The organism is Nocardia barduliensis (genome assembly GCF_013315795.1).
Taxonomy (GTDB): domain Bacteria; phylum Actinomycetota; class Actinomycetes; order Mycobacteriales; family Mycobacteriaceae; genus Nocardia; species Nocardia barduliensis.
In genome coordinates this window covers 1-18,925 of the sequence record NZ_JABLTE010000049.1, presented here as the reverse complement: position 1 = coordinate 18,925, position 18,925 = coordinate 1, and the positions used below count along the sequence as shown (strand labels likewise).

General features: G+C 69.1%; 16 protein-coding genes. 3 read left to right on the top strand and 13 right to left on the bottom strand.

The genetic code is table 11. The features are described from left to right. Positions 1-135: 135 nt before the first annotated feature. Entirely contained in the window at positions 136-2,544 is a 2,409-nt protein-coding gene (locus HOV91_RS21310; RefSeq protein ID WP_174187174.1) for a RelA/SpoT family protein, read from the bottom strand. A 359-nt stretch (positions 2,545-2,903) separates the two neighbouring features. Further along, entirely contained in the window at positions 2,904-3,881 is a 978-nt protein-coding gene (locus HOV91_RS21305) for an alkaline phosphatase family protein (RefSeq protein WP_174187173.1), read from the bottom strand. 272 nt (positions 3,882-4,153) lie between these two features. On the opposite strand from HOV91_RS21305, the gene HOV91_RS21300 reads away from it, so the two are divergent. Beyond that, on the top strand, positions 4,154-4,909 hold the full coding sequence (locus tag HOV91_RS21300; protein ID WP_312884722.1) for a metallophosphoesterase family protein: 756 nt from the start codon (positions 4,154-4,156) through the stop codon (positions 4,907-4,909). Positions 4,910-4,923: 14 nt separating this feature from the next. Then, complete coding sequence (locus tag HOV91_RS21295; protein ID WP_174187172.1) at positions 4,924-5,256, top strand: YnfA family protein; 333 nt, start codon at positions 4,924-4,926, stop codon at positions 5,254-5,256. A 174-nt stretch (positions 5,257-5,430) separates the two neighbouring features. Here HOV91_RS21295 and HOV91_RS21290 read toward each other — a convergent pair whose 3' ends face one another. From HOV91_RS21290 to HOV91_RS21275, 4 genes are all read right to left on the bottom strand, one after another. Then, on the bottom strand, positions 5,431-6,066 hold the full coding sequence (locus HOV91_RS21290) for an NUDIX hydrolase (protein ID WP_174187171.1): 636 nt from the start codon (positions 6,064-6,066) through the stop codon (positions 5,431-5,433). Positions 6,067-6,174: 108 nt separating this feature from the next. After that, the gene (locus HOV91_RS21285; RefSeq protein ID WP_438822682.1) at positions 6,175-7,455 is read right to left on the bottom strand and encodes an adenylosuccinate synthetase; all 1,281 of its coding nucleotides are present in this window, start codon (positions 7,453-7,455) and stop codon (positions 6,175-6,177) included. Further along, positions 7,442-8,389, bottom strand: coding sequence for a hypothetical protein (locus HOV91_RS21280; RefSeq protein WP_174187170.1), 948 nt, complete (start codon positions 8,387-8,389; stop codon positions 7,442-7,444). Before HOV91_RS21280 ends, HOV91_RS21285 begins: the two co-directional genes overlap by 14 nt. A gap of 133 nt (positions 8,390-8,522) precedes the next feature. Then, on the bottom strand, positions 8,523-9,032 hold the full coding sequence (locus HOV91_RS21275; protein ID WP_174187169.1) for a winged helix-turn-helix transcriptional regulator: 510 nt from the start codon (positions 9,030-9,032) through the stop codon (positions 8,523-8,525). Positions 9,033-9,112: 80 nt separating this feature from the next. On the opposite strand from HOV91_RS21275, the gene HOV91_RS21270 reads away from it, so the two are divergent. Continuing rightward, positions 9,113-9,526 (top strand): nuclear transport factor 2 family protein, encoded by a 414-nt coding sequence (locus HOV91_RS21270; protein WP_174187168.1) that lies wholly within the window; start codon positions 9,113-9,115, stop codon positions 9,524-9,526. A 93-nt stretch (positions 9,527-9,619) separates the two neighbouring features. On the opposite strand, the gene HOV91_RS21265 is transcribed toward HOV91_RS21270, so the two are convergent. The 7 genes from HOV91_RS21265 to HOV91_RS21235 all read right to left on the bottom strand — a co-directional run. Then, on the bottom strand, positions 9,620-11,209 hold the full coding sequence (locus HOV91_RS21265) for an ATP-binding cassette domain-containing protein (RefSeq protein WP_174187167.1): 1,590 nt from the start codon (positions 11,207-11,209) through the stop codon (positions 9,620-9,622). 319 nt (positions 11,210-11,528) lie between these two features. Then, on the bottom strand, positions 11,529-12,101 hold the full coding sequence (locus HOV91_RS21260) for an adenine phosphoribosyltransferase (protein ID WP_174187166.1): 573 nt from the start codon (positions 12,099-12,101) through the stop codon (positions 11,529-11,531). A 37-nt stretch (positions 12,102-12,138) separates the two neighbouring features. Continuing rightward, on the bottom strand, positions 12,139-13,860 hold the full coding sequence (locus tag HOV91_RS21255; RefSeq protein ID WP_174187165.1) for an ABC transporter substrate-binding protein: 1,722 nt from the start codon (positions 13,858-13,860) through the stop codon (positions 12,139-12,141). 17 nt (positions 13,861-13,877) lie between these two features. Beyond that, positions 13,878-15,113: a protein translocase subunit SecF gene (gene secF, locus HOV91_RS21250; RefSeq protein ID WP_174187164.1), complete on the bottom strand. Its 1,236-nt coding sequence runs from the start codon at positions 15,111-15,113 to the stop codon at positions 13,878-13,880. A gap of 7 nt (positions 15,114-15,120) precedes the next feature. Further along, positions 15,121-16,803: a protein translocase subunit SecD gene (secD, locus tag HOV91_RS21245; protein WP_174187163.1), complete on the bottom strand. Its 1,683-nt coding sequence runs from the start codon at positions 16,801-16,803 to the stop codon at positions 15,121-15,123. A 120-nt stretch (positions 16,804-16,923) separates the two neighbouring features. Then, a complete protein-coding gene (gene yajC / locus HOV91_RS21240) occupies positions 16,924-17,292 on the bottom strand; it encodes a preprotein translocase subunit YajC (RefSeq protein WP_174187162.1) in 369 nt (122 codons plus the stop codon). Positions 17,293-17,472: 180 nt separating this feature from the next. Next, on the bottom strand, positions 17,473-18,925 hold a 1,453-nt coding region (locus tag HOV91_RS21235; RefSeq protein ID WP_174187161.1), incomplete at its 5' end, for a flavin-containing monooxygenase.

Sequence of the window (18,925 nt, the reverse complement as noted above, 5' to 3'; positions counted from 1 at the left end):
GCGGCGCGTTCCCGGAATCAGTCCGACAAGTTTCCGAACTGCACGGCGCGGAGGGCAACCCGAGCCCCGCGGCGCACGCGAAACCCCTTGCGTCGACAGTTAATTAACAGCTACCGCCAGGCGTGGTGACGACCGTCAGGCCGCGGAGGTGACGCGGTAGACGTCGTAGACGCCCTCCACGTTGCGCACCACGTTCAGCAAGTGCCCCAGGTGTTTCGGATCGCCCATCTCGAAGGTGAACTTGCTGATCGCCACCCGGTCGCCGTGCGTGGCCACCGACGCGGACAAGATGTTGACCTTCTCGTCGGCCAGCACCTTCGTCACGTCCGACAGCAGCCGCGTGCGATCGAGCGCCTCGATCTGGATGGCGACCAGGAACACCGAGGACGGCGAGGGCGCCCAGGACACCTCGATGATCCGTTCGGCCTGATCGCGCAGCGAACCGGCGTTCGTGCAGTCGGTGCGGTGCACGCTCACCGCGCCGCCGCGGGTCACGAAACCCATGATCTCGTCACCGGGCACCGGAGTGCAGCATTTCGCCAGCTTGGCGACCGTGCCCGGTGCGCCGGGAATCAGTACGCCCGCGTCGCCGGTGACCCGCTGCCTGCTCGGTGTTGTCGACGGCGTCGAGCGCTCGGCCAGCTCGTTCTCCACGTCGCCGATGCCGCCGAGCTGCGCCATCAGCCGCTGCACCACGTGGTGCGCGGAGACCTGGTGCTCGCCGACGGCGGTGTAGAGCGTGGAGATGTCGGTGTAGTGCAGCTCGTGGGCGACCGCGGTCATCGCGTCGACGCTCATCAACCGCTGCAGTGGCAGCCCGACCCGGCGGACCTCCTTGGAGATCTGCTCCTTGCCGCTCTCCAGCGCCTCCTCGCGCCGTTCTTTGGCGAACCACTGGCGAATCTTGGCCTTGGCGCGCGGCGACACCACGAAGTTCTGCCAGTCGCGGCTGGGTCCCGCGTTCTGCGCCTTGGAGGTGAACACCTCCACGACCTCGCCGTTCTCCAGCTGCCGCTCCAGCGCGACCAGGCGTCCGTTCACCCGGGCGCCGATGCAGCGGTGGCCCACCTCGGTGTGCACGGCGTAGGCGAAGTCCACCGGCGTCGACTTCTGCGGCAGCGTGATGACATCGCCCTTCGGCGTGAAGACGAAGATCTCCGGCGACTTCAGGTCGAAGCGCAGCGACTCCAGGAACTCGGCCGGGTCGGCGGCCTCCCGCTGCCAGTCCAGCAGCTGGCGCATCCACGCCATGTCGTCGACCTCGGCGGTGTCGTTGGAGTGCTTGCCGCGGGTCTCCTTGTAGCGCCAGTGCGCGGCGATGCCGAACTCCGCGGTCCGGTGCATGTCCTGGGTGCGGATCTGCACCTCCAGCGGCTTGCCGTCCGGGCCGACCACAGTGGTGTGCAGCGACTGGTAGACGCCGTAGCGCGGCTGGGCGATGTAGTCCTTGAACCGGCCCGCCATGGGCTGCCACAGGGAGTGCACCACGCCGACGGCCGCGTAGCAGTCGCGCACCTCGTCGCACAGGATGCGGATGCCGACCAGGTCGTGGATGTCGTCGAAGTCCTTACCCTTGACGATCATCTTCTGGTAGATCGACCAGTAGTGCTTCGGGCGGCCCTCGACGATCGCGTTGATCCTGGAGGCGGCCAACGTGTTGACGATCTCGGCGCGCACCCGCGCCAGGTAGGTGTCGCGGGAGGGCGCGCGGTCGGCGACCAGCCGGACGATCTCGTCGTACTTCTTCGGATGCAGGATCGCGAAGGCCAGGTCCTCCAGCTCCCACTTCACCGTCGCCATGCCGAGGCGATGGGCCAGGGGCGCGATGACTTCCAGCGTCTCCTTGGCTTTCTTGGCCTGCTTCTCCGGCGGCAGGAAACGCATGGTGCGCATGTTGTGCAGCCGGTCGGCCACCTTGATCACCAGCACGCGCGGGTCGCGGGCCATCGCGATGATCATCTTGCGGATGGTCTCCGCCTCGGCGGCAGCGCCCAGGTTGACCTTGTCCAGCTTGGTGACGCCGTCGACGAGGTGGGCGACCTCGGAGCCGAAGTCCTCGGTCAACTGCTCGAGGCTGTAGCCGGTGTCCTCCACCGTGTCGTGCAGCAGCGCGGCCACCAGCGTGGTGGTGTCCATGCCGAGTTCGGCGAGGATGTTGGCCACGGCGAGCGGATGGGTGATGTAAGGGTCGCCGGATTTGCGGAACTGATGCTTGTGCCGCTCGTCGGCCACGTCGAAGGCGCGCTGCAGCAGCGTCAGATTCGCTTTCGGGTACAGCTCGCGGTGCACGGTGGCCAGCGGCTCGAGCACCGGCTTGACCGCCGCGATGCCGCGCTGACCGGTCATGCGGCGGGCCAGGCGGGCACGCACCCGGCGCGAAGCCGAGGTCGGGACGGCCGAGGAGGCGCCCGGCTGACGCGGCGGCGTCGCGTTCGCCGGTGTGGCCGGTTTCGGGGGCTGCGCGGCGTCGGTGGCGCCCGCACCGTTCGACTGCGGGCCCGACGTCGATTGCTCGACCTTCGCCTCGCCCAGATGCTGAGTCATGCCACCACCTCTCCGCGCCTCGATCGGACCACCCTATCCGACCGGTGCAACCTCCCGGACCACCAACTTTAGTCCGGGCGCAGCGCCGACGTCCGCTCAGCTGACGAAGGCTGCGCGCCGGAATCGACGGTTGTCGAAGCTGGGCGGTTCCGGGCACACCTTGCAACCGGTGCATATCGGACACACCCGATTTGCTGGGCGCAGCTCCCTCCCTCGAGCGCAGCAGGAGGACCGCACCGCCGCACCGGTGCCGACCAGCCTTTTTACGCCTGATTCGGCCAGAACCGTGGGGTTCACACCAGATATCGCCGCTGCTCTGGAACAACCGAGGACACGGGAGCCGACCAGCTCGGCCTCGGTCAGCGAATGGCGGCGGGCTGGGGTTCGACGGACGGGGAACGGGCGGGCACGGGCTCGGGAACGAGCGAGCGCCCGTCGATATCCGCCGCGGGGGCGACGTCGAAGATGTCGAGCACGGTGGGCGTGATGTCGACCAGGGTCGCCCGCGTACTGGTGGCGCCGGGCCGGAAATCGGGGCCGCGAGCGATGACGAAGTTGGTCGTCTCGTCCGGCGACTGGCCGCCGTGCCCGCCTTCGGCCGTGTGACCGTGGTCGGCGGTGACCAGCACGGTCCACCGTTCGGCGGGGTGTGCGGCGGCGCGGGCGTCCACGGCGGCGACGATGCGCCCGACCAGGGCGTCGATGCGGGTCACGGCGTCCAGATAGGCGCGCGAGGCGCCGCCGGCGTCGTGACCGGCGCGGTCCACCTGGTCCAGGTGGGTGAACAGCACATCGGGCGCGAATCTGCCGATCGCGGTCACCACGGCATCGGTGGTGGCGGCATCGGTGCGGGACTCGTCGGGATCGTCCGGCACCGGCGCGGTGGAGACGACGACGTCGGCGCGCGGGCTGCCGCTGCCGGTCATGGTCGCGATCTGGTCCCAGGTCGCGATGGACTGGGTTTTCAGCGCGGGCCGGGCGCGTTCGAGCTGGGTGAAGACCGTCGGGTACCGCGTGAACGGCGCGGCGGTGAACTGGTTGTTCGTGATGCCGTGCTTGCGATCCCACACGCCGGTCAGCACGCTGGCCCAGGAGGGACCGGAGATGGTGATGTGCGGGGCGATCGAGGAACGGCTCAGCAGGCCCGCGCCGCTGAGCCGCAGCAGATTCGGTGCCTGCGCCTGCTCGATCTTGCTGTACATCAGGCCGTCCAAGCCGATCACGACTACTTTGGCCCTTTGCGCCTCCCCCTGGGCGACGCCGACCGCGCCGGACAGCGGAAGGAATACGGCCGCGGCGACGGCGATAACCTTCGGCAGCAGTCGCGCTCGGCTCATACCGCGAACCATGCGGGATCAATCGGCTCGGGCGATAGCCTGCCGCAGCAGTGTTCATGGATGTTTCATCGGTGGCCACACTGCCCGTAGCCTCACTGAACATGCCTTGAACAGGGCATAGCGGAAAGCTATATCCGAACTTCACGTTGGGCCGCAGCCAGGTGAACGCCGAGTTTCCGAGGTGCGACGCGATCGGCGTGCCCATCGCTCACCACTCGCGGCACGGCACCGTCGCTTGACACAGCCTTCGCCGATATGGCTGGCTGGCCGTCGTGACCGCAGGATGCATACGCGTCGCGGCAGTCGGCGACCTCCATATGCGCGCGGCTGTCTCCGGACGTTTCCGTCCCGATTTCCTCCGCCTGGCCGCGGACGCCGACATCCTTTTGCTGGCAGGCGATCTCACCGACGGCGCCACCGAAGCGGAATCGGATCTGCTGTGCGCCGAACTCGACGGTGTGCCCGTACCGGTGGTCGCGGTGCTGGGCAACCACGACCACGACCGGAGATCGGGTTACCGGATCGCGGCGCGGCTCACCGCGCTGGGCGTCCATGTTCTGGACGGCACCGCGATCACCCTCGAAATCAAGGGAATCCGGCTGGGCGTCGCGGGAGTCATGGGCGGCAGCGGTGGTTTCCCCGGTTATCCCGGCGCACCCGACGAGGGTTCCGCCGAACATCGCGCCCGCATGCGCCGCGGCCCACTGGACGCCCTGCGCCTGCGCCAGGCACTCGACTCGATCGACTGCGAAACCCGTATCGCCCTCACACATTTCGCGCCTGTCCTGGACACGTTGGCCGGTGAACCGCCCAAGATCTACCCCGGACTCGGCTGCCACGAACTGGCCGCAGCGGTCGACGCGGGCGGCGCGCTGCTCGCCGTCCACGGGCATGCCCACGGCGGCACGGAATTCGGGCGCACCCAGGCCGGAGTGCCGGTGCGCAACGTCTCCCACCCGGTACTCGGGCGCGCGTACGCGGTGTACGAGGTCGTTCCGGGCGCGCGCCCTCCGGCCGCCGCCGGCTGAGTACCGTCACCGCCATGACGGTCGCACGCTCGCTGCTCCTGTTCGCCCTCGCCGCGCTCGCCGAGATCGGCGGCGCCTGGCTGGTCTGGCAGGGCTGGCGCGAACAGCGCGGCGTCGTCTGGATCGCCGCGGGCGTCCTCGCTCTCGGCGCCTACGGCTTCGTCGCCACCTTCCAGCCGGACCCGCACTTCGGGCGCATCCTCGCCGCCTACGGTGGCGTCTTCGTGGCGGGCTCCCTGGCCTGGGGCGTGCTGGTGGACAAGTTCCGTCCCGACCGCTGGGACTACCTCGGCGCGGCGGTCTGCCTCGTCGGCGTCGCCGTCATCATGTACGCGCCACGGCGCTGAGTCGTGCACGCCCCACAGCGCTGAGTCATGCACGCCCCACAGCGCTGAATCGTGTCCGCGCCACAGCGCTGAGTCATGCACGCCCCACTGCGCTGAGATGTCGCCTTCGACCCACGGCGGCGCCGACACCGCACGTGCCCCGTTCACGCCCGAACCGAACGACGACCGCGGTGGCTATGCCGTTCCCTCCTCCTCGCCGAAGGCCCACACAGCGGCGGGTCGCCCGGTCGCTTTGACGCGACGCCGTTCGGTGGTGCGCGCCAAGCCGGGAATTGCCGCCAGGGTGCGGTTCAGGTTCGCGGGGTCGGGACGGGCTCCCGCCAGCGCGGCCGTGGCCGCCACCGCCCTCGTCGCGGGGAACTCCGCGCCGAGGAGGGCGCGGGTGAACGTCAGGTCCTTCCACAGCAGCCGCGTCAGGACACCGCGGGCCACCGCGACGATGCGATCGTGGTCGAACGCCAGCTCGGGCACCTCGTCGAACCCGGTCCACCGCGCCGGGCCCTCGTGCGGGCCCACCACCGCCCACATCGCGATCGACAGCGTCGGTCCGCGCGGGTCGCGGTTCGGTTCGTCGAAGGTCACCAGCTGCCCCACCGACCCGATGGCGGCCTCCGGCACACCCAGTTTGGCGTGCACCGCTCGCCGTGCCGCGACGGCCAGCCGCTCCCCCCGTCCGAGCAGCACACCGGGCAAAGCCAACTGCCCCGCGAACGGCTCCCGCACGCGGGGAGCGATCCCGAACCGCACCGCACCGTCCTCGTCCCAGAACCGCAACGCCACGACATCCACCGACACAACGGACTGCTCCACGGCCACCCATCCTGCCCGACCGTCCACTCGGCGCGTGGACCGTCCACTCCGCACGCCGAGCGTCCACTCCGCGCGTCGACGGTCCGGCGGTGCGCCACCGCGGACGATTCACGCCGCGGCGGGATACGCCGTGCGGGTGCGGTGCCGGCGATCGGGCCCGTGACCGGTGAGGACGACCGGCACACCGAGTGTCCCGGCCAGCCACGGCACCGGATCGGCGGGCAATTCGGTGAGGATCGGCGCGGCGCGCGACAACGATCCGGCCAGCTCGCGCTGGTGGTCCAGGTCCTGCCAGCGTCCAACAGGCATCGCGTCCACCACCACTCCGTCAACGGTGTAAGCCCTTGCGGCGTAACGCGTCCCGGGCACATCGAGGTGATTGACCGCGAGCCCGTCGACGCCGCCGCATACCTCGACGGCGTAGCGCAGCAGCACCGCGTCCAAGTGCCCGAGACGGAACTCGCCTTGGTAGCGGCCCGCCGTATTGTGCGGCTCGGACAGGTCGAGGCCGGAATCCTCGGTGGGGAACGGACCGGCGCCGTGGCGGGTCTGATAGGTCCGGGTGACGCCGAGCACGTAACCGGACGCGCCGATCGCGGCGAGCATGGCCCGCGCGTTGCGTGGCTCGACGGTCGACCATGTGGTGTGCGGATGGAACCCGCGCCACTCGTCGAGCAGGACGCCTTGGGCGCCTTCGAACACCACCCGGCCCCGCCTGGCGAACCGGGCCAGCTGATCGTCGCCCACGATGGCTACCGCCGCGGCGAACTCGCGGTACATCTCGACCAGATCGTCGATCGGTTCGTAACGATGGTCGCTCGCGGCGATCAGCGGCGCGTAGAACGCCGCCAGCGCACGCAGTTTGCGCCGCAACGTCATGGGGCGCAGGCAATCCGACACCGATGGAGCGTCGTGCGCGAGCGCATATCCCGCGGTCTCGCCGATCCCGCGACCGCACGAACCGTGCCGCGCGGAACCCCGCGCGTCCTCGCGAGCACGGTTGGCGGCGATGTGGACAGGCGTGGTGAGCAGCGCCCGCCCGTCGATTCGTAACAGCGACAGCGGGTCGCGCACACCCAGCGCGGCCAGCCCGCGCGCCTCCGCGGCCAGCGCGATCGGCTCGACCAGCATGTGCCGCGACAGCAAGGTCGGCACGCCCGCGAACGTCCCCGACCCGAACTGCGCGAAGGTGTGCTGCCGCCCGTCGGCGATCACATTGTGCGCCGCCTGCGCGCCGCCGTTGAACCGGACCACGGCGGCGACGTCGAATCCCGACTCGGGGGCGCAGAGCCAGTCGACCGTCGCGCCCTTGCCCGCGTCCCCGAAACCGAGATCCACCACGATGATGTGCGATCCGTCCAGCGCGGGCCCGGTTTCAGCCACGGCCACGCGGCAATGCCCGCGGCCGCCCACCCTCCGCGCCCAGCGCCTTGCCGACCGACGCGGCCTCGGCCACCGACCCGACGTCCCGCAGGTCAGCCAATCCGGCCGACAGGTCGACGCGCCCTTCGGCCAGTCCGATCGTCAGCGCGATGAGTTCGCACACCGCAGCCGGGTCGTCCAGGCGCAGGAAGTTCTGGCCGAGCAGGCCGCGCCAGTGCTCGGCGATCTCCGGGTCGTGGAAGTAGCTCGACTGGTCGGGCAGGATGTAGTGGACGTACCAGCGTTCGGCGAGCTCGCGGTAGACGGATTCCACCGAGATGTCCTGCCGCACACTGTCTCCGATGACCGCGCGAATGTGCCGGGAGGCCAGCCGCGGCTTGTTCAGCTCGTCGCCGATCAGGAACAGGTAGCCCTTCTTGCGCCGCTTCTCCCAGGCGTCGGTCGCGATGTGCGTCGCCAGGAAATAGGCCGCCAGCTCGTAGCTCTCGGACTTCTGCCCACCGCCGCCGCCTTCCAGGAAGACGGCGCGCAGCTGCTCGTCCATCCGGTTGTCGGACTCGAATTGACCGATCTGCAGCGGCACGCGGTCGGTATCCGCGTCCCCGATGGCGCCGAACAGGATCTGCGGGTCCTGCGCATATCCCTTGCGCCGTAACAATCCGTGCAAGGTGCCCAGCTTGTCCTGCATGATCCGCGGCACACGGCCCATCGACCCGGTGACGTCGAACAGCACCGCGATGGGCAGCGAGTTGCCGTGCTCGGCCGAATCCCGGCATTCGCGCACCGTGACCCCGAGCGGGTCAAGCATCGGATGCACTTGCCAGTTCGCGGGCGACTCGGCCCGCATCTGGGCCGTGTAACCGAAATCGTCGATGCCGCGGGCGGCGCGGAAGGTCTTGGCCGCGTGATAGGCGGAGTCGTCCCAGTGTCCGTATCCCATGTGATCACGTCCTCTCCTTGTTTTAGTCTATACGACCAAAACTAGAGGTCAAGGGTCGCCGCCACGACCGGCTGGGAGCGCGCCTGCCTGCACAGCGCGCGGCCCCCTGCGCGGACGCGCGGGACGTCCCGATTCAGCCGGTGCCGCCTCCGGTTTCGAGCAAACCGCCGATCAGCATCGTTCCCGGCCCCTGCCGGCCGCCCGGACCGGGCAGCCACCGAACGTTGCCCGCGGTGAGCGGCTCGCCGCATTCCCGGCACACCACCACACCGGAGGTCGCTCGCCCGCATTCCCGATGGACCACGACGGCGGGCGGGCCTTCCGCGCCCGCCAGCCATTTGTCACCCCAGGTGATCAGCATCGTGAGCACCGGATACAGGTCACGTCCGCGTTCGGTGAGCAAGTACTCGTAGCGGACCGGATTCGACTGGTAGGCGCGCTTTTCGACGATGCCGTGCTCCTGTAGCGCGTCCAGGCGAGCGGCGAGCACGTTGGAGGCGATGCCGAGATCGCGCCGGAGATCCTCGAAGCGGCTCAGTCCGACGAACAGGTCGCGCAGGATCAGCGGCGTCCAGCGCTCGCCGACCGCGTCGACCGTGCGCGCGATCGAGCAGACGATGTCGGAGAAAGCGGCCTTGGGCATTCGCCCAGTCTAGTCCGTTGCTTTTCGCAAGTGACTTGCACTAGGTTCGGGTCAATCGATGAGCGAAGGGGTGAAGGCACATGTCCGAGGCGATCGCCGAATTCCGCAGGGCGACCGAGACGGGTGACATCGACGCGTTGACCCAGGTGTTGGCGCCCGACGCCGAACTGGTCTCGCCGCTGTCGGGCCGACTGGTGTTCCGCGGCCGAGACGACCTGCGCGTGCTGCTCACGGCGGCCTACGGCAGTCTCACCGGCCTGCGCTGGACCGAGGAGATCGGCGTAGGCGCACGGCGCGTCCTGCTCGCCGCCGCCACGATCGGACCGTTCCGGCTCACCGAAGCGCTGGTGCTCGGACTCGACGAACAGGGCCGTATCCGCACATTGCAGCCGCACCTGCGGCCCTGGCTCACACTCACCTATCTCGCCGTGCGGCTGGCGCCCGGCCTGCTGAGACATCCCGGCATCCTGCGGCGGGCGGCCCGATCGGCGTAAGAGGCCAGGCACCGGGAGCCGGGCGCGACGATCCGGTGCCCGGCCCCCGCGGGCGTGCGGGCCGATCTGGTCGCCGCCGAAGCCGACGGCGCGTCAGGTCACCAGTGTCTCCGTCAAGCCCTCGGCGGTGAGCTCGAGGCGCCGGGTCCCCCCGATCTCGTCGAGGAAGCGCAGATCGTGACTGACCACGATGAGCGCGCCCTCGAAGCTCGCCAGCGCCTGGGTGAGGTGTTCCAGGCTGGGCAGGTCGAGGTTGTTGGTCGGCTCGTCCAACAGCAGCAGCCGCGGCGCCGGATCGGCCAGCAGCAGCATGGCCAGCGCCGCACGCAACCGCTCGCCGCCGGACAGCGCCGCGGCCGCGACATCGGCGTCCGCGCCGCGGAACAGGAAGCGGGCCAGCTGTGCCCGGATCCGTTCCGCGGACGCGTGCGGCGCCGCCGCGGCCACGTTCTCGAACACCGAGCGCCGCTCGTCGAACACGTCCAGTCGCTGTGGCAGCATGCGCCAGGGCACCTTCGGCCCCTCCTGCGCGATACGCCGCAGCAGCGTCGTCTTGCCGACGCCGTTGCGGCCGGTCAACGCGATCCGCTCCGGACCGGATACCCGCAGCGTCACCGTCGGCCCGCACGCCAGCTCGACCTGGTCGAGTTCGATCACCTCCTGGCCGGGATACAGCCGCGTGTCGGGTAGCTCCACCCGGATCTCCCGATCGTCGCGCAACAGCTCCTTGGCCTGCTCGAGCTGTTCTTTGGCGGTGTCGAGCTTCTCGATGTGGTTGTTGCGCAGCTTGCCCGCCGACACCTGCGCCTGCCGTTTGCGTTCGCTCATGATGATTTTGGGCTCCCGCTTCTGGTCCCACATCTTCTGCCCGTACCGCTGCCTGCGGTCCAGCTTGATGCGCGCCTCGACGAGTTCGCGTGCCTGCTTGCGAACGTCGCTGCGCGCGTCACGGATCGCCGCGCGAGCCGCTTCCTGCTCGGCGGCGACGATTCGCTCGTACTCGCTGAAGTTCCCGCCGAACAGCCGGAGTTCGCCGTGCCGCAGCTCCGCGATGGACGTCATCCGCTCCAGCAGCTCACGATCGTGGCTGACCGTCAGCACGGTGCCGGAGAACTGCCCGACCACGTCGTAGAGCCGTGCGCGAGCCACCTGATCCAGGTTGTTCGTCGGTTCGTCCAGCAGCAGCACGTCGGGTTCGGCGAGCAGCTCGGCGACCAGTCCCAGCAACACCGTCTCACCGCCGGACAGCGTGTCCAGGGTGCGATCGAGCCGCTGCACCGAGTCGGCGACATAGTGCAGGCCGAGCCGGGCCAGCAACGCCAAGGCTCGTTCCTCGACGTCCCAGTGATTGCCGACCAGGTCGAAATCGGTGTCACTTCCGGTCCCGGATTCGATGCGATGCAACGCTTTTCGCAACGGCGCGATGCCGAGCACCGCGTCGACGCGCTGACCCGCGCCCAGGCCGATGTCCTGGCGCAGGTACCCGAGATGTCCGGTGACCGCGACGGACCCGCGGACGGGCTTCAGCTCCCCCGCGATCAACCGCAGCAGAGTGGATTTGCCCGCGCCGTTTCCGCCGACCAGGCCGATGTGACCAGGACCGAGGACGGCGTCGAGCCCCTCGAAAACGGGGGTGCCGTCCGGCCAGCCGAAAGTGAGATCGGAAAAAGAAAGATTGGTCATGCCAAGCTCCCGGAGGTTGCGACGAGACACGGCGCGCGAATGCGGGCCGCACGTGTGGCTACCTCAGATGAGCAACGGCAGAACTCCGATCAACGGGAATAAGACCTGTACAGGTTAAACACAACTCCGGCGGATGCGCCAGTGCAATTCGGATCACACTTGCGCGTCAGCGCGACACGCCGATCGCGGCGGCCACGGTCGCAAGCAGCGGATCGGGGCGTTTCCTCGTTCGCAGCGGAACGGGGCCCCAAACTGCCGGGACAACAGTGTCCACGCGAACACCGGCACCAGCGCCGCGCCGGCCTGTGCCGTTACGGACTCAGAGCTCGACGATCGAGGTCAGCGGGTAGTCACCCTGCCGCGCACGCCCGCCGAGGAAGCTCAGTTCCAGCACGACCGCCGCGGCGGCCACTTCCGCACCGGCCTGCTTGAACAGCTCGGCGGCGGCGGCGAGGGTGCCGCCGGTGGCCAGGACGTCGTCCAGCAGCAGAACGCGGCGGCCGGACAGGTCGATACCGTCCGCGGGGATCTCCAGTGCGGCGGTGCCGTATTCGAGGCTGTATTCCCGGCTGATCACCGGCGGCGGCAGCTTGCCCGCCTTGCGGATGGCGAGCACACCGGTACCGAGGGACGCGGCGACACCGGCACCGAGCAGGAAGCCGCGGGCGTCGACGCCGGCCACCAGATCGGCGTCGGGCGCGCACGAGGCCAGGCAGTCCACCACCGCGCGGAAACCTTCGGCATCGGCGAATACCGGGGTGAGATCAGCGAAACGGACTCCGGCCGTGGGGAAATCGTCGTGCCAACGGGTCAAACGGTCGACCACCTCGGCGGCTTTGGTGGTCCGTTCGGCGGCTACGTCCTCGGATTCGATCGCCGCGTGCTTGCTCATCGACACCTCTCCATGATCACATCACCCACACCGTCTGTCACCGCTCGAGCACCCACCGGTCCATGTTCCAGCCGGATCCGGCCTGGTTGGGGGCGGCGATCCCGTTGCGCAACCCCTTGCCGAAGGCGATCGTGCGCGGGGTGGCGAACAACGGGATGCTCGGCAGCTCCGCCCACAGCAGGTTCTCGGCCTCGATGAGCAGATTCAACTGCGCGCCCGAGTTGTCGTCGGCCCCCAGCTGATCGGTGATCGCATCGTAGCGGCCGTTGCCGAAGCGACCGACATTCAGCCCGCTACCGGTGCGCAACGCACCGGTCGCCGTGACTCCCGCGAGCGAGCCCGCCGGACCTGGCGCCGACGCGGTGCTGCCCAGCACGGCGTCCACTTTGCCCTCGGCGAGCCGGGCGGGCGTGAAGTCGGGCGAGCCGGCGTCCACCACGGTGATGCCCGCCGGTTTGCAGGCATCGGCGATCATCGCGACGGTCTGCGCGCGGCGATCGTCCGGAGTCAGGTATCCGATGCGGACGGTCGGGTTCGGCGCACCGGAGGCCGCCACCGCCCTGGTCGCGTTCGCCACGTCGCCACCGGAGTACTTGTTGGACGCGGCGATGACCGCCGGATAGAACAGCGAATCCTGCTGCACCACGTGCGCGTTGAGCGGGCCGGAGCCGAGTCCCGTCTTCGGCGCGTCCGGCACCTTGCCGAGTTTGTCGAACAGCGCCTGCCGCGGCAGGCACAGCGCGAACGCCCGGCGCGCCTCGACCGAGGAGAACACTCCACCGGTCGTCAGCACCAGCTGCTCGGCGCCTCGGCCGGGCACCGTCTGCACCGAGAAGCCGCCCAGGCTCAGGTCTTTCACCGAGTTCGCGCCGATGTCGAGCACGCCGACGGCGTTCTCGCCGACCTTCTTCTTCAAGTCGAACGTCTTCGGCCACACCACGATTCGCCCGGTCGCCGGCTTGTTGCCCCACCACCGCTCGTTGGCCACCAGCACCAGACCGTCCGTGCTGCCGAAGGATTCGATGCGGTAGGGGCCCGAGGACGGGAACCGGGACAGGTCCAGTTTGCCGTCGGCCGAGATGAGCCAGCCGGTGTTCCAGAACTCCGCGATCCGGCCCAGCGCGTTCGGATCGCCGGTCTGCAACGCCGACACGACGTTCGGCACGTTCGCCACCCGAGCCACGACGTGGGCAGGCATCAGCTCACCCGCGGTGAACAAGTTGCGCCACGGCTGGTAACGCCGACCGGGCCGGAACACCACCGTGGCATCCCGCGAGCCGGGCTGGCAGTCGACCCGCTCGATATCGGCGTAGCCGCTGGTGCTCGCGGCATCGAAGAGCGGAACCGATCCCCGGTCACCCGGTTTGGTGTACCGCCCGCTGCGGGCGGCCCAGGCCAGCACCAGGTCGTCACACGAAGTCGGCACGCCGTCGGAGTAGACGCCGTCCGGGTTGAGCCGGTACTGAATGGTCTGCGACTCGCCCGGCACCTCCTTGGCGGTGCCGAAGTCGGTGTCGGCGACCTGCTGGCCGTCCGGACCGGTGTAGTAGAAGCCGGTGAGCACCCGGGAGAACACCGCGGGCGAGCCGGAGCTCGCCCCTAGCGTGCTGCCGCCGTTATAGGTGGCGATGGTGGCATCGGTCGCGTAACCGATGGAGGGCACCTGGTTCTTACTGGAGCAGCCGACCACCGTCCCGGCGGCCACCGTGCCCGCAACGAGCGCTCCGATCAGTCGTACCGCCCTGCGTGGCTGTCGCATCAAACCCCTGCCTGGTGTCAGTTCCGCCGCTTCTGCCGTTTCCCGCTCGGGCGCGCGCCTGGTCGCGGCGCCTGCCCGGGCGCGCGCTGGCCGCGGGGAGACTCGTCGATCTCCCGGCCCGCCGCCATGCCTGCCCGGCGCTCGGCCGCGACGCCAGCGCGGGCGCTCGCCGCACCCGCCCGCTTGGCCAGCACCTTCTTGGTGTGCGCCGCCACCGGTCCCCACCGTTCTTTGATCGAGACCAGCAGCGGAGTCGCGAAGAAGATCGAGGAGAACGTGCCGACCAGCAGACCGACCAGCTGCACCAGCGCCAGGTCCTTGAGGGTCCCGACGCCCAGCATCCAGACCGCGATCACCATCAAGCCGACGATCGGCAGGATGCCGATCAGTGCGGTGTTGATGGAGCGCATGAGCGTCTGGTTCACCGCGAGGTTGGCCTGCTCACCGTAGGTGCGTCTGGTCAGGTGCAGGATACCGTGGGTGTTCTCCTCGACCTTGTCGAACACGACGACCGAGTCGTAGAGCGAGAAGCCGAGGATGGTCAGGATGCCGATCACCGTCGCCGGGGTGACCTCGAAACCGACGAGCGAGTACACGCCCGCGGTGACGCTGACGTCGAACGCCATCGCCGCCAGCGCCGCGAGTGCCATGTGCGTCTCGAAGCGGACCGCGATGTAGACCGCGACGAGCACGAGGAACACCGCGAGCGCGATGAGCGCCTTGCGCGTGATCTGGCTGCCCCAGGTCTCGCTGACGTCGGAGGTGCTGATCGCGGCCAGGCTCGGGTTGCCGGACTTGTCCTTGGGCTGGAACTTCGCGAACAGCGCGGTGTTCACCGCCTCCACCTGCCGCTGGTCCAGCGCCTCGGAACGGATCAGCATGGTGGCCGACCCGCCCGTGCCGACGGTCTGCACCGAGACCGGGTCGGTGCCGATGGCGCCGCGGTAGACGTCCTCCACCTCGCTGGTGGTCGCGTTCCCCGCGGGGAACTGGATGCGCGAACCGCCCTCGAAGTCGATGCCGAAGTTGAAGCCGCGGAAGAGAATGCTGCCCAGCGAGATGAGCACGATCACGGCGGTGATGAGATACCACATCCGGCGCTTGCCGATGACGTCGATCGCGCCCGTGCCGGTGTAGAGGCGGTTGAAGAAACTGTGCTCGGGCGGCCGCGGCTCGGTGACCGCCTCGAACACGTCGGTGATCTCGGTGGCGCCCGGCTTGTCGAGCGAGGGGGTGGTGTGGCTGTTGGTCATCGCGTCCTCACGCCTTCCCGAGGGCGGCCGCGGCCGCCTTCCGCTCGCGGGCGACCTGCTGGATCGCGCCGAGGCCGTTCACCGACGGTTTGGACCAGAACGCCGTCCGGGAGGCCAGCAGCACCAGCGGCGAGGTGACCAGGAAGACCACCACCACGTCGAGGATGGTGGTGAGACCGAGGGTGAACGCGAAGCCCTTCACCTGGCCGACGGCCAGGACGTACAGCACGGCCGCCGCGATGAAGCTGACGGCGTTGCCGGACAGGATGGTCCGGCGGGCGCGCTGCCAGCCGCGCGGCGCCGCGGAACGGAAACTGCGGCCCTCGCGCATCTCGTCCTTGATGCGTTCGAAGAACACCACGAACGAGTCGGCGGTCATACCGATGCCGATGATCAGACCGGCGATACCGGCGAGGTCGAGCGTGAAGCCGATCCAGCGCCCGAGCAGCACCATGATGCCGTAGACGGCCAAGCCGGAGGCCACCAGCGACAAACCGGTGACGAAGCCGAGCATCCGGTAGTAGACGAGGCAGTAGAGCAGCACCACCGCCAAGCCGACCGCGCCGGCCAGCAGGCCCGCCTTCAGCGACGAGAGACCGAGCGTGGCGGAGACCGTCTCGGCCTCGGAGGTCTGGAACGACAGCGGCAGCGAGCCGTACTTCAGCGTGTTCGCCAGTTCCTTCGCCGACGTCGCGGTGAAGTTGCCGGAGATCTGGGTGCGGCCGCCCTGCTGCGGGCCCTGCTGCACGACCGGCGCGCTGACCACCCTCGAGTCGAGCACGAAGGCGACTCGCTTGTAGACGTACTCGCCGGTGAGCGCCGCCCACGCGTCGCTGCCGCCGGACTTGAAGTCCAAGTAGACCTCGTGCCTGGCCTGCTGCTGGTTCAGACCCGAGGTGGCGTCCTTGATCTCCTGGCCGTCGATGCGGCTCTTGTCCAGCAGGAAGACCTCGGTGCCGTCGGTCGAGCAGGTCACCAGCGGCAACGCCGGGTCGTCATTGCCCGTGAGCGGATCGGCCTTCCCGCAGTCCAGGGTGGCGAGCGCGGCCTGCTGCACGGCCGGGTCGGTGCTCTGCCGCACCGCCTTGGCCGCCTGGATCTCCTTGGTGGCCTCTTCGGTGGGCGTCAGGCCGGGGTCGGTGGGCGGCTCGGTCGGCTGCTGGGCGGGGAACACCCGCTGCTGCGGAACGGACTGCGTCGTCTCCGGCGTCTGCGTGGACTCCGGCGTCGCGGGCTGCGTCGCCTCCGGCTGCGCGGCGGGCGCGGGTTGCGTTCCCGGCGTGGTCTGCGGCGTGGCGCCCCGTCCTGTGGCGGGCACGGCCTGCAGCACCGGGCGGATGTAGAGCTTGGCGGTCGTGGCGAGCGCGCGCGCCTGCTGGCCGTCGTCGCCCGGCACGGTGATCACGATGTTGTCGCCGTCGATGACGACCTCGGAGCCGCCGACGCCGAGCCCGTTCACCCGGTTCTCGATGATGTCCTGCGCCTTCTTCAGGCTGTCCTGGCTCGGCTTGCTGCCGTCGGGCGTGCGCGCGGACAGCGTGACCCGGGTGCCACCCTGCAGGTCGATACCGAGCTTGGGCGTCGGGGACTTGTCACCGGTGAAGAACACCAGCGCGTAGACCACGGCCAGCAGCGCGGCGTAGACGCCGAGCAGCCGGAGCGGGTGCGCCGATCCTTGGGAGGGTGGCACGGTAGGTCATCTCCTAGGCGGGAAGTCGAGGATGGAACGAGCAGGCAGACGCCAGCGACGCCGGGTGCGCGGACGGAGGGCCGCGGCGACATCCGGCGAGCCGGGGCACAACCGGAACGATCAGTCCTTGGTCAGGCGGGTCTCGGTCTGCTCGGTGGATTCCTCGACGGCGGCGGTCGCGTCCGAGTCGTCCGAGCTCGTGGCGTCCGCGCCGGTGGCATCGGTGTGCACCGCGTCTTCGGCGCGCACCTCACGGATGGCCTGACGCAGCCACGTGGTGACCACGTCCTCGGCGATCTCGAGGTCGACCGTGGTGTCGTCGAGCTCGACCACGGTGCCGTACAGACCCGACGTGGTGATGACCTGATCGCCGATCTTCAGGTTGTCCTGCATGCTCGCGACCTTCTCGGCCTCCCGCTTCTGACGGCGGACACCGAGGAACATCGGCACGAGCAGGGCTACCAGTAGCAGCGGAAACAGCAGTTCCATCGTCGAAGTCAGTCCCTAGTGTTGTGGGTGGGATGGACAAGTACCCACACAGTCTGCCAGTTCGTCGCGCGGACGCCACACCCGCACACCCGCTGGACAGCCACAACTTCCCCCCGCACGCCGAATCGCCCGCCGGAACACACTCCGGCGGGCGAACTCGTGCGCGATGTGGCCCGCGGGTCAGGCGGTCTTGCCGTAGACGTAGTCCTCCAGCGGGAAGCTGACCGCTTCGCGGTGCGCGTTGAGTGTGCTGGTCGGCCGCAACAGGGCGGCCTCGCCGTGCTGGTTGAAGTAATAGCTGCGCGCGGTGGCGCAGTCGCCGCCGTAGAAGACCGACGAACCGAGCTTGGCGGTGACCCGGTCCAGGAACGCCGCGTTGGCCCGCTCGGTGACCTCGAACGTGTGCTCGCCCCGCCTGCGCAGCTCGCCGAACAATCGGCCCATGTGCTTCATCTGCGCCTCGATGGTCGTGAAGTAGGACAGACCACTGTAGGAGTAGGGGCTGTTGAGGCTGAGGAAGTTGGGGAACTTCGGCACCGTGATGCCCTCGTAGGCTTGGAAACGATTGTCCCGCCAGAACTTTCCGAGATTCACCCCGTCGCGTCCGATGATCTCGATGGCCGGGAAGTTCACGTCCCACAGGTTGAAGCCGGTGGCCAGGATCAGCGTGTCGATCTCGGTCTTGTGCCCGTCGGCGGTGACGATGCCGTCCGGCTCGATGCGCTCGATCGCGTTGGTCTCCAGGCGCACGTGCGGCTGGTTGAACGTGGTGAAGTAGTGGTTGGAGAAGGTCGGCCGCTTGCACCCGAAATCGTAGTCCGGCGTCAGCCGCCTGCGCGTCTGCTTGTCGCGCACGGACGCGCGCAGATGCGCCTTGGCCAGCGCGCCCGCACCCTTGTTCATCAGCTTGGCCTGCTTGAAGTGCAGCACCCCGACCACCATCAGGGCCTCGAGCAGGCTGGTGTTGACCAGCCGCGCGGCCTTCTGCGTGACGGGAACCCGTTCGAAGAGCTTCCGCACCGGCGCGGGGATCGCGGTGTCGATCTTCGGGACCACCCAGATGGGGGTGCGCTGGAACACCGTGAGCGCCTGCGCTTTCTTGGCCACCTCGGGCACCAGCTGCACGGCGGTGGCACCGGTGCCGATGATCGCGGCCCTGCGGCCGGTGAGGTCGAAGTCGTCCTGCCACGCGGTGGTGTGGATGATCTTGCCCTGGAACGAATCGATGCCGGGGAACGGCGGAGTGTAGGGCTGGGAGAGGAACCCGGTCGCGGTCAGCAGATACCGGCCGGTGATGGTCTCCCCGCCCGCGATCGAGACCACCCAGTGCTGCTGCTCGTCGTCCCAGCGCGCGCCGTCGACGAGGGTGCCGAAGCGCATCCGGCGGCGCAGGCCGTACTTGCCCGCGACGTGCTCGGCGTACTTCTTCAGCTCCGCGCCCGGCGCGAACAGCCGCGACCAGTGCGGATTCGGCTCGAACGAATAGGAGTAGGTGACCGACGCGATGTCGACCGCCAGACCCGGATAGTGGTTGACGTGCCAGGTGCCGCCGAGATCGTCCTCCCGCTCCAGAATGACGTAATTGCTCAGGCCGAGCCGATCGAGCTGAATGCCCGCCCCCATGCCCCCGAAC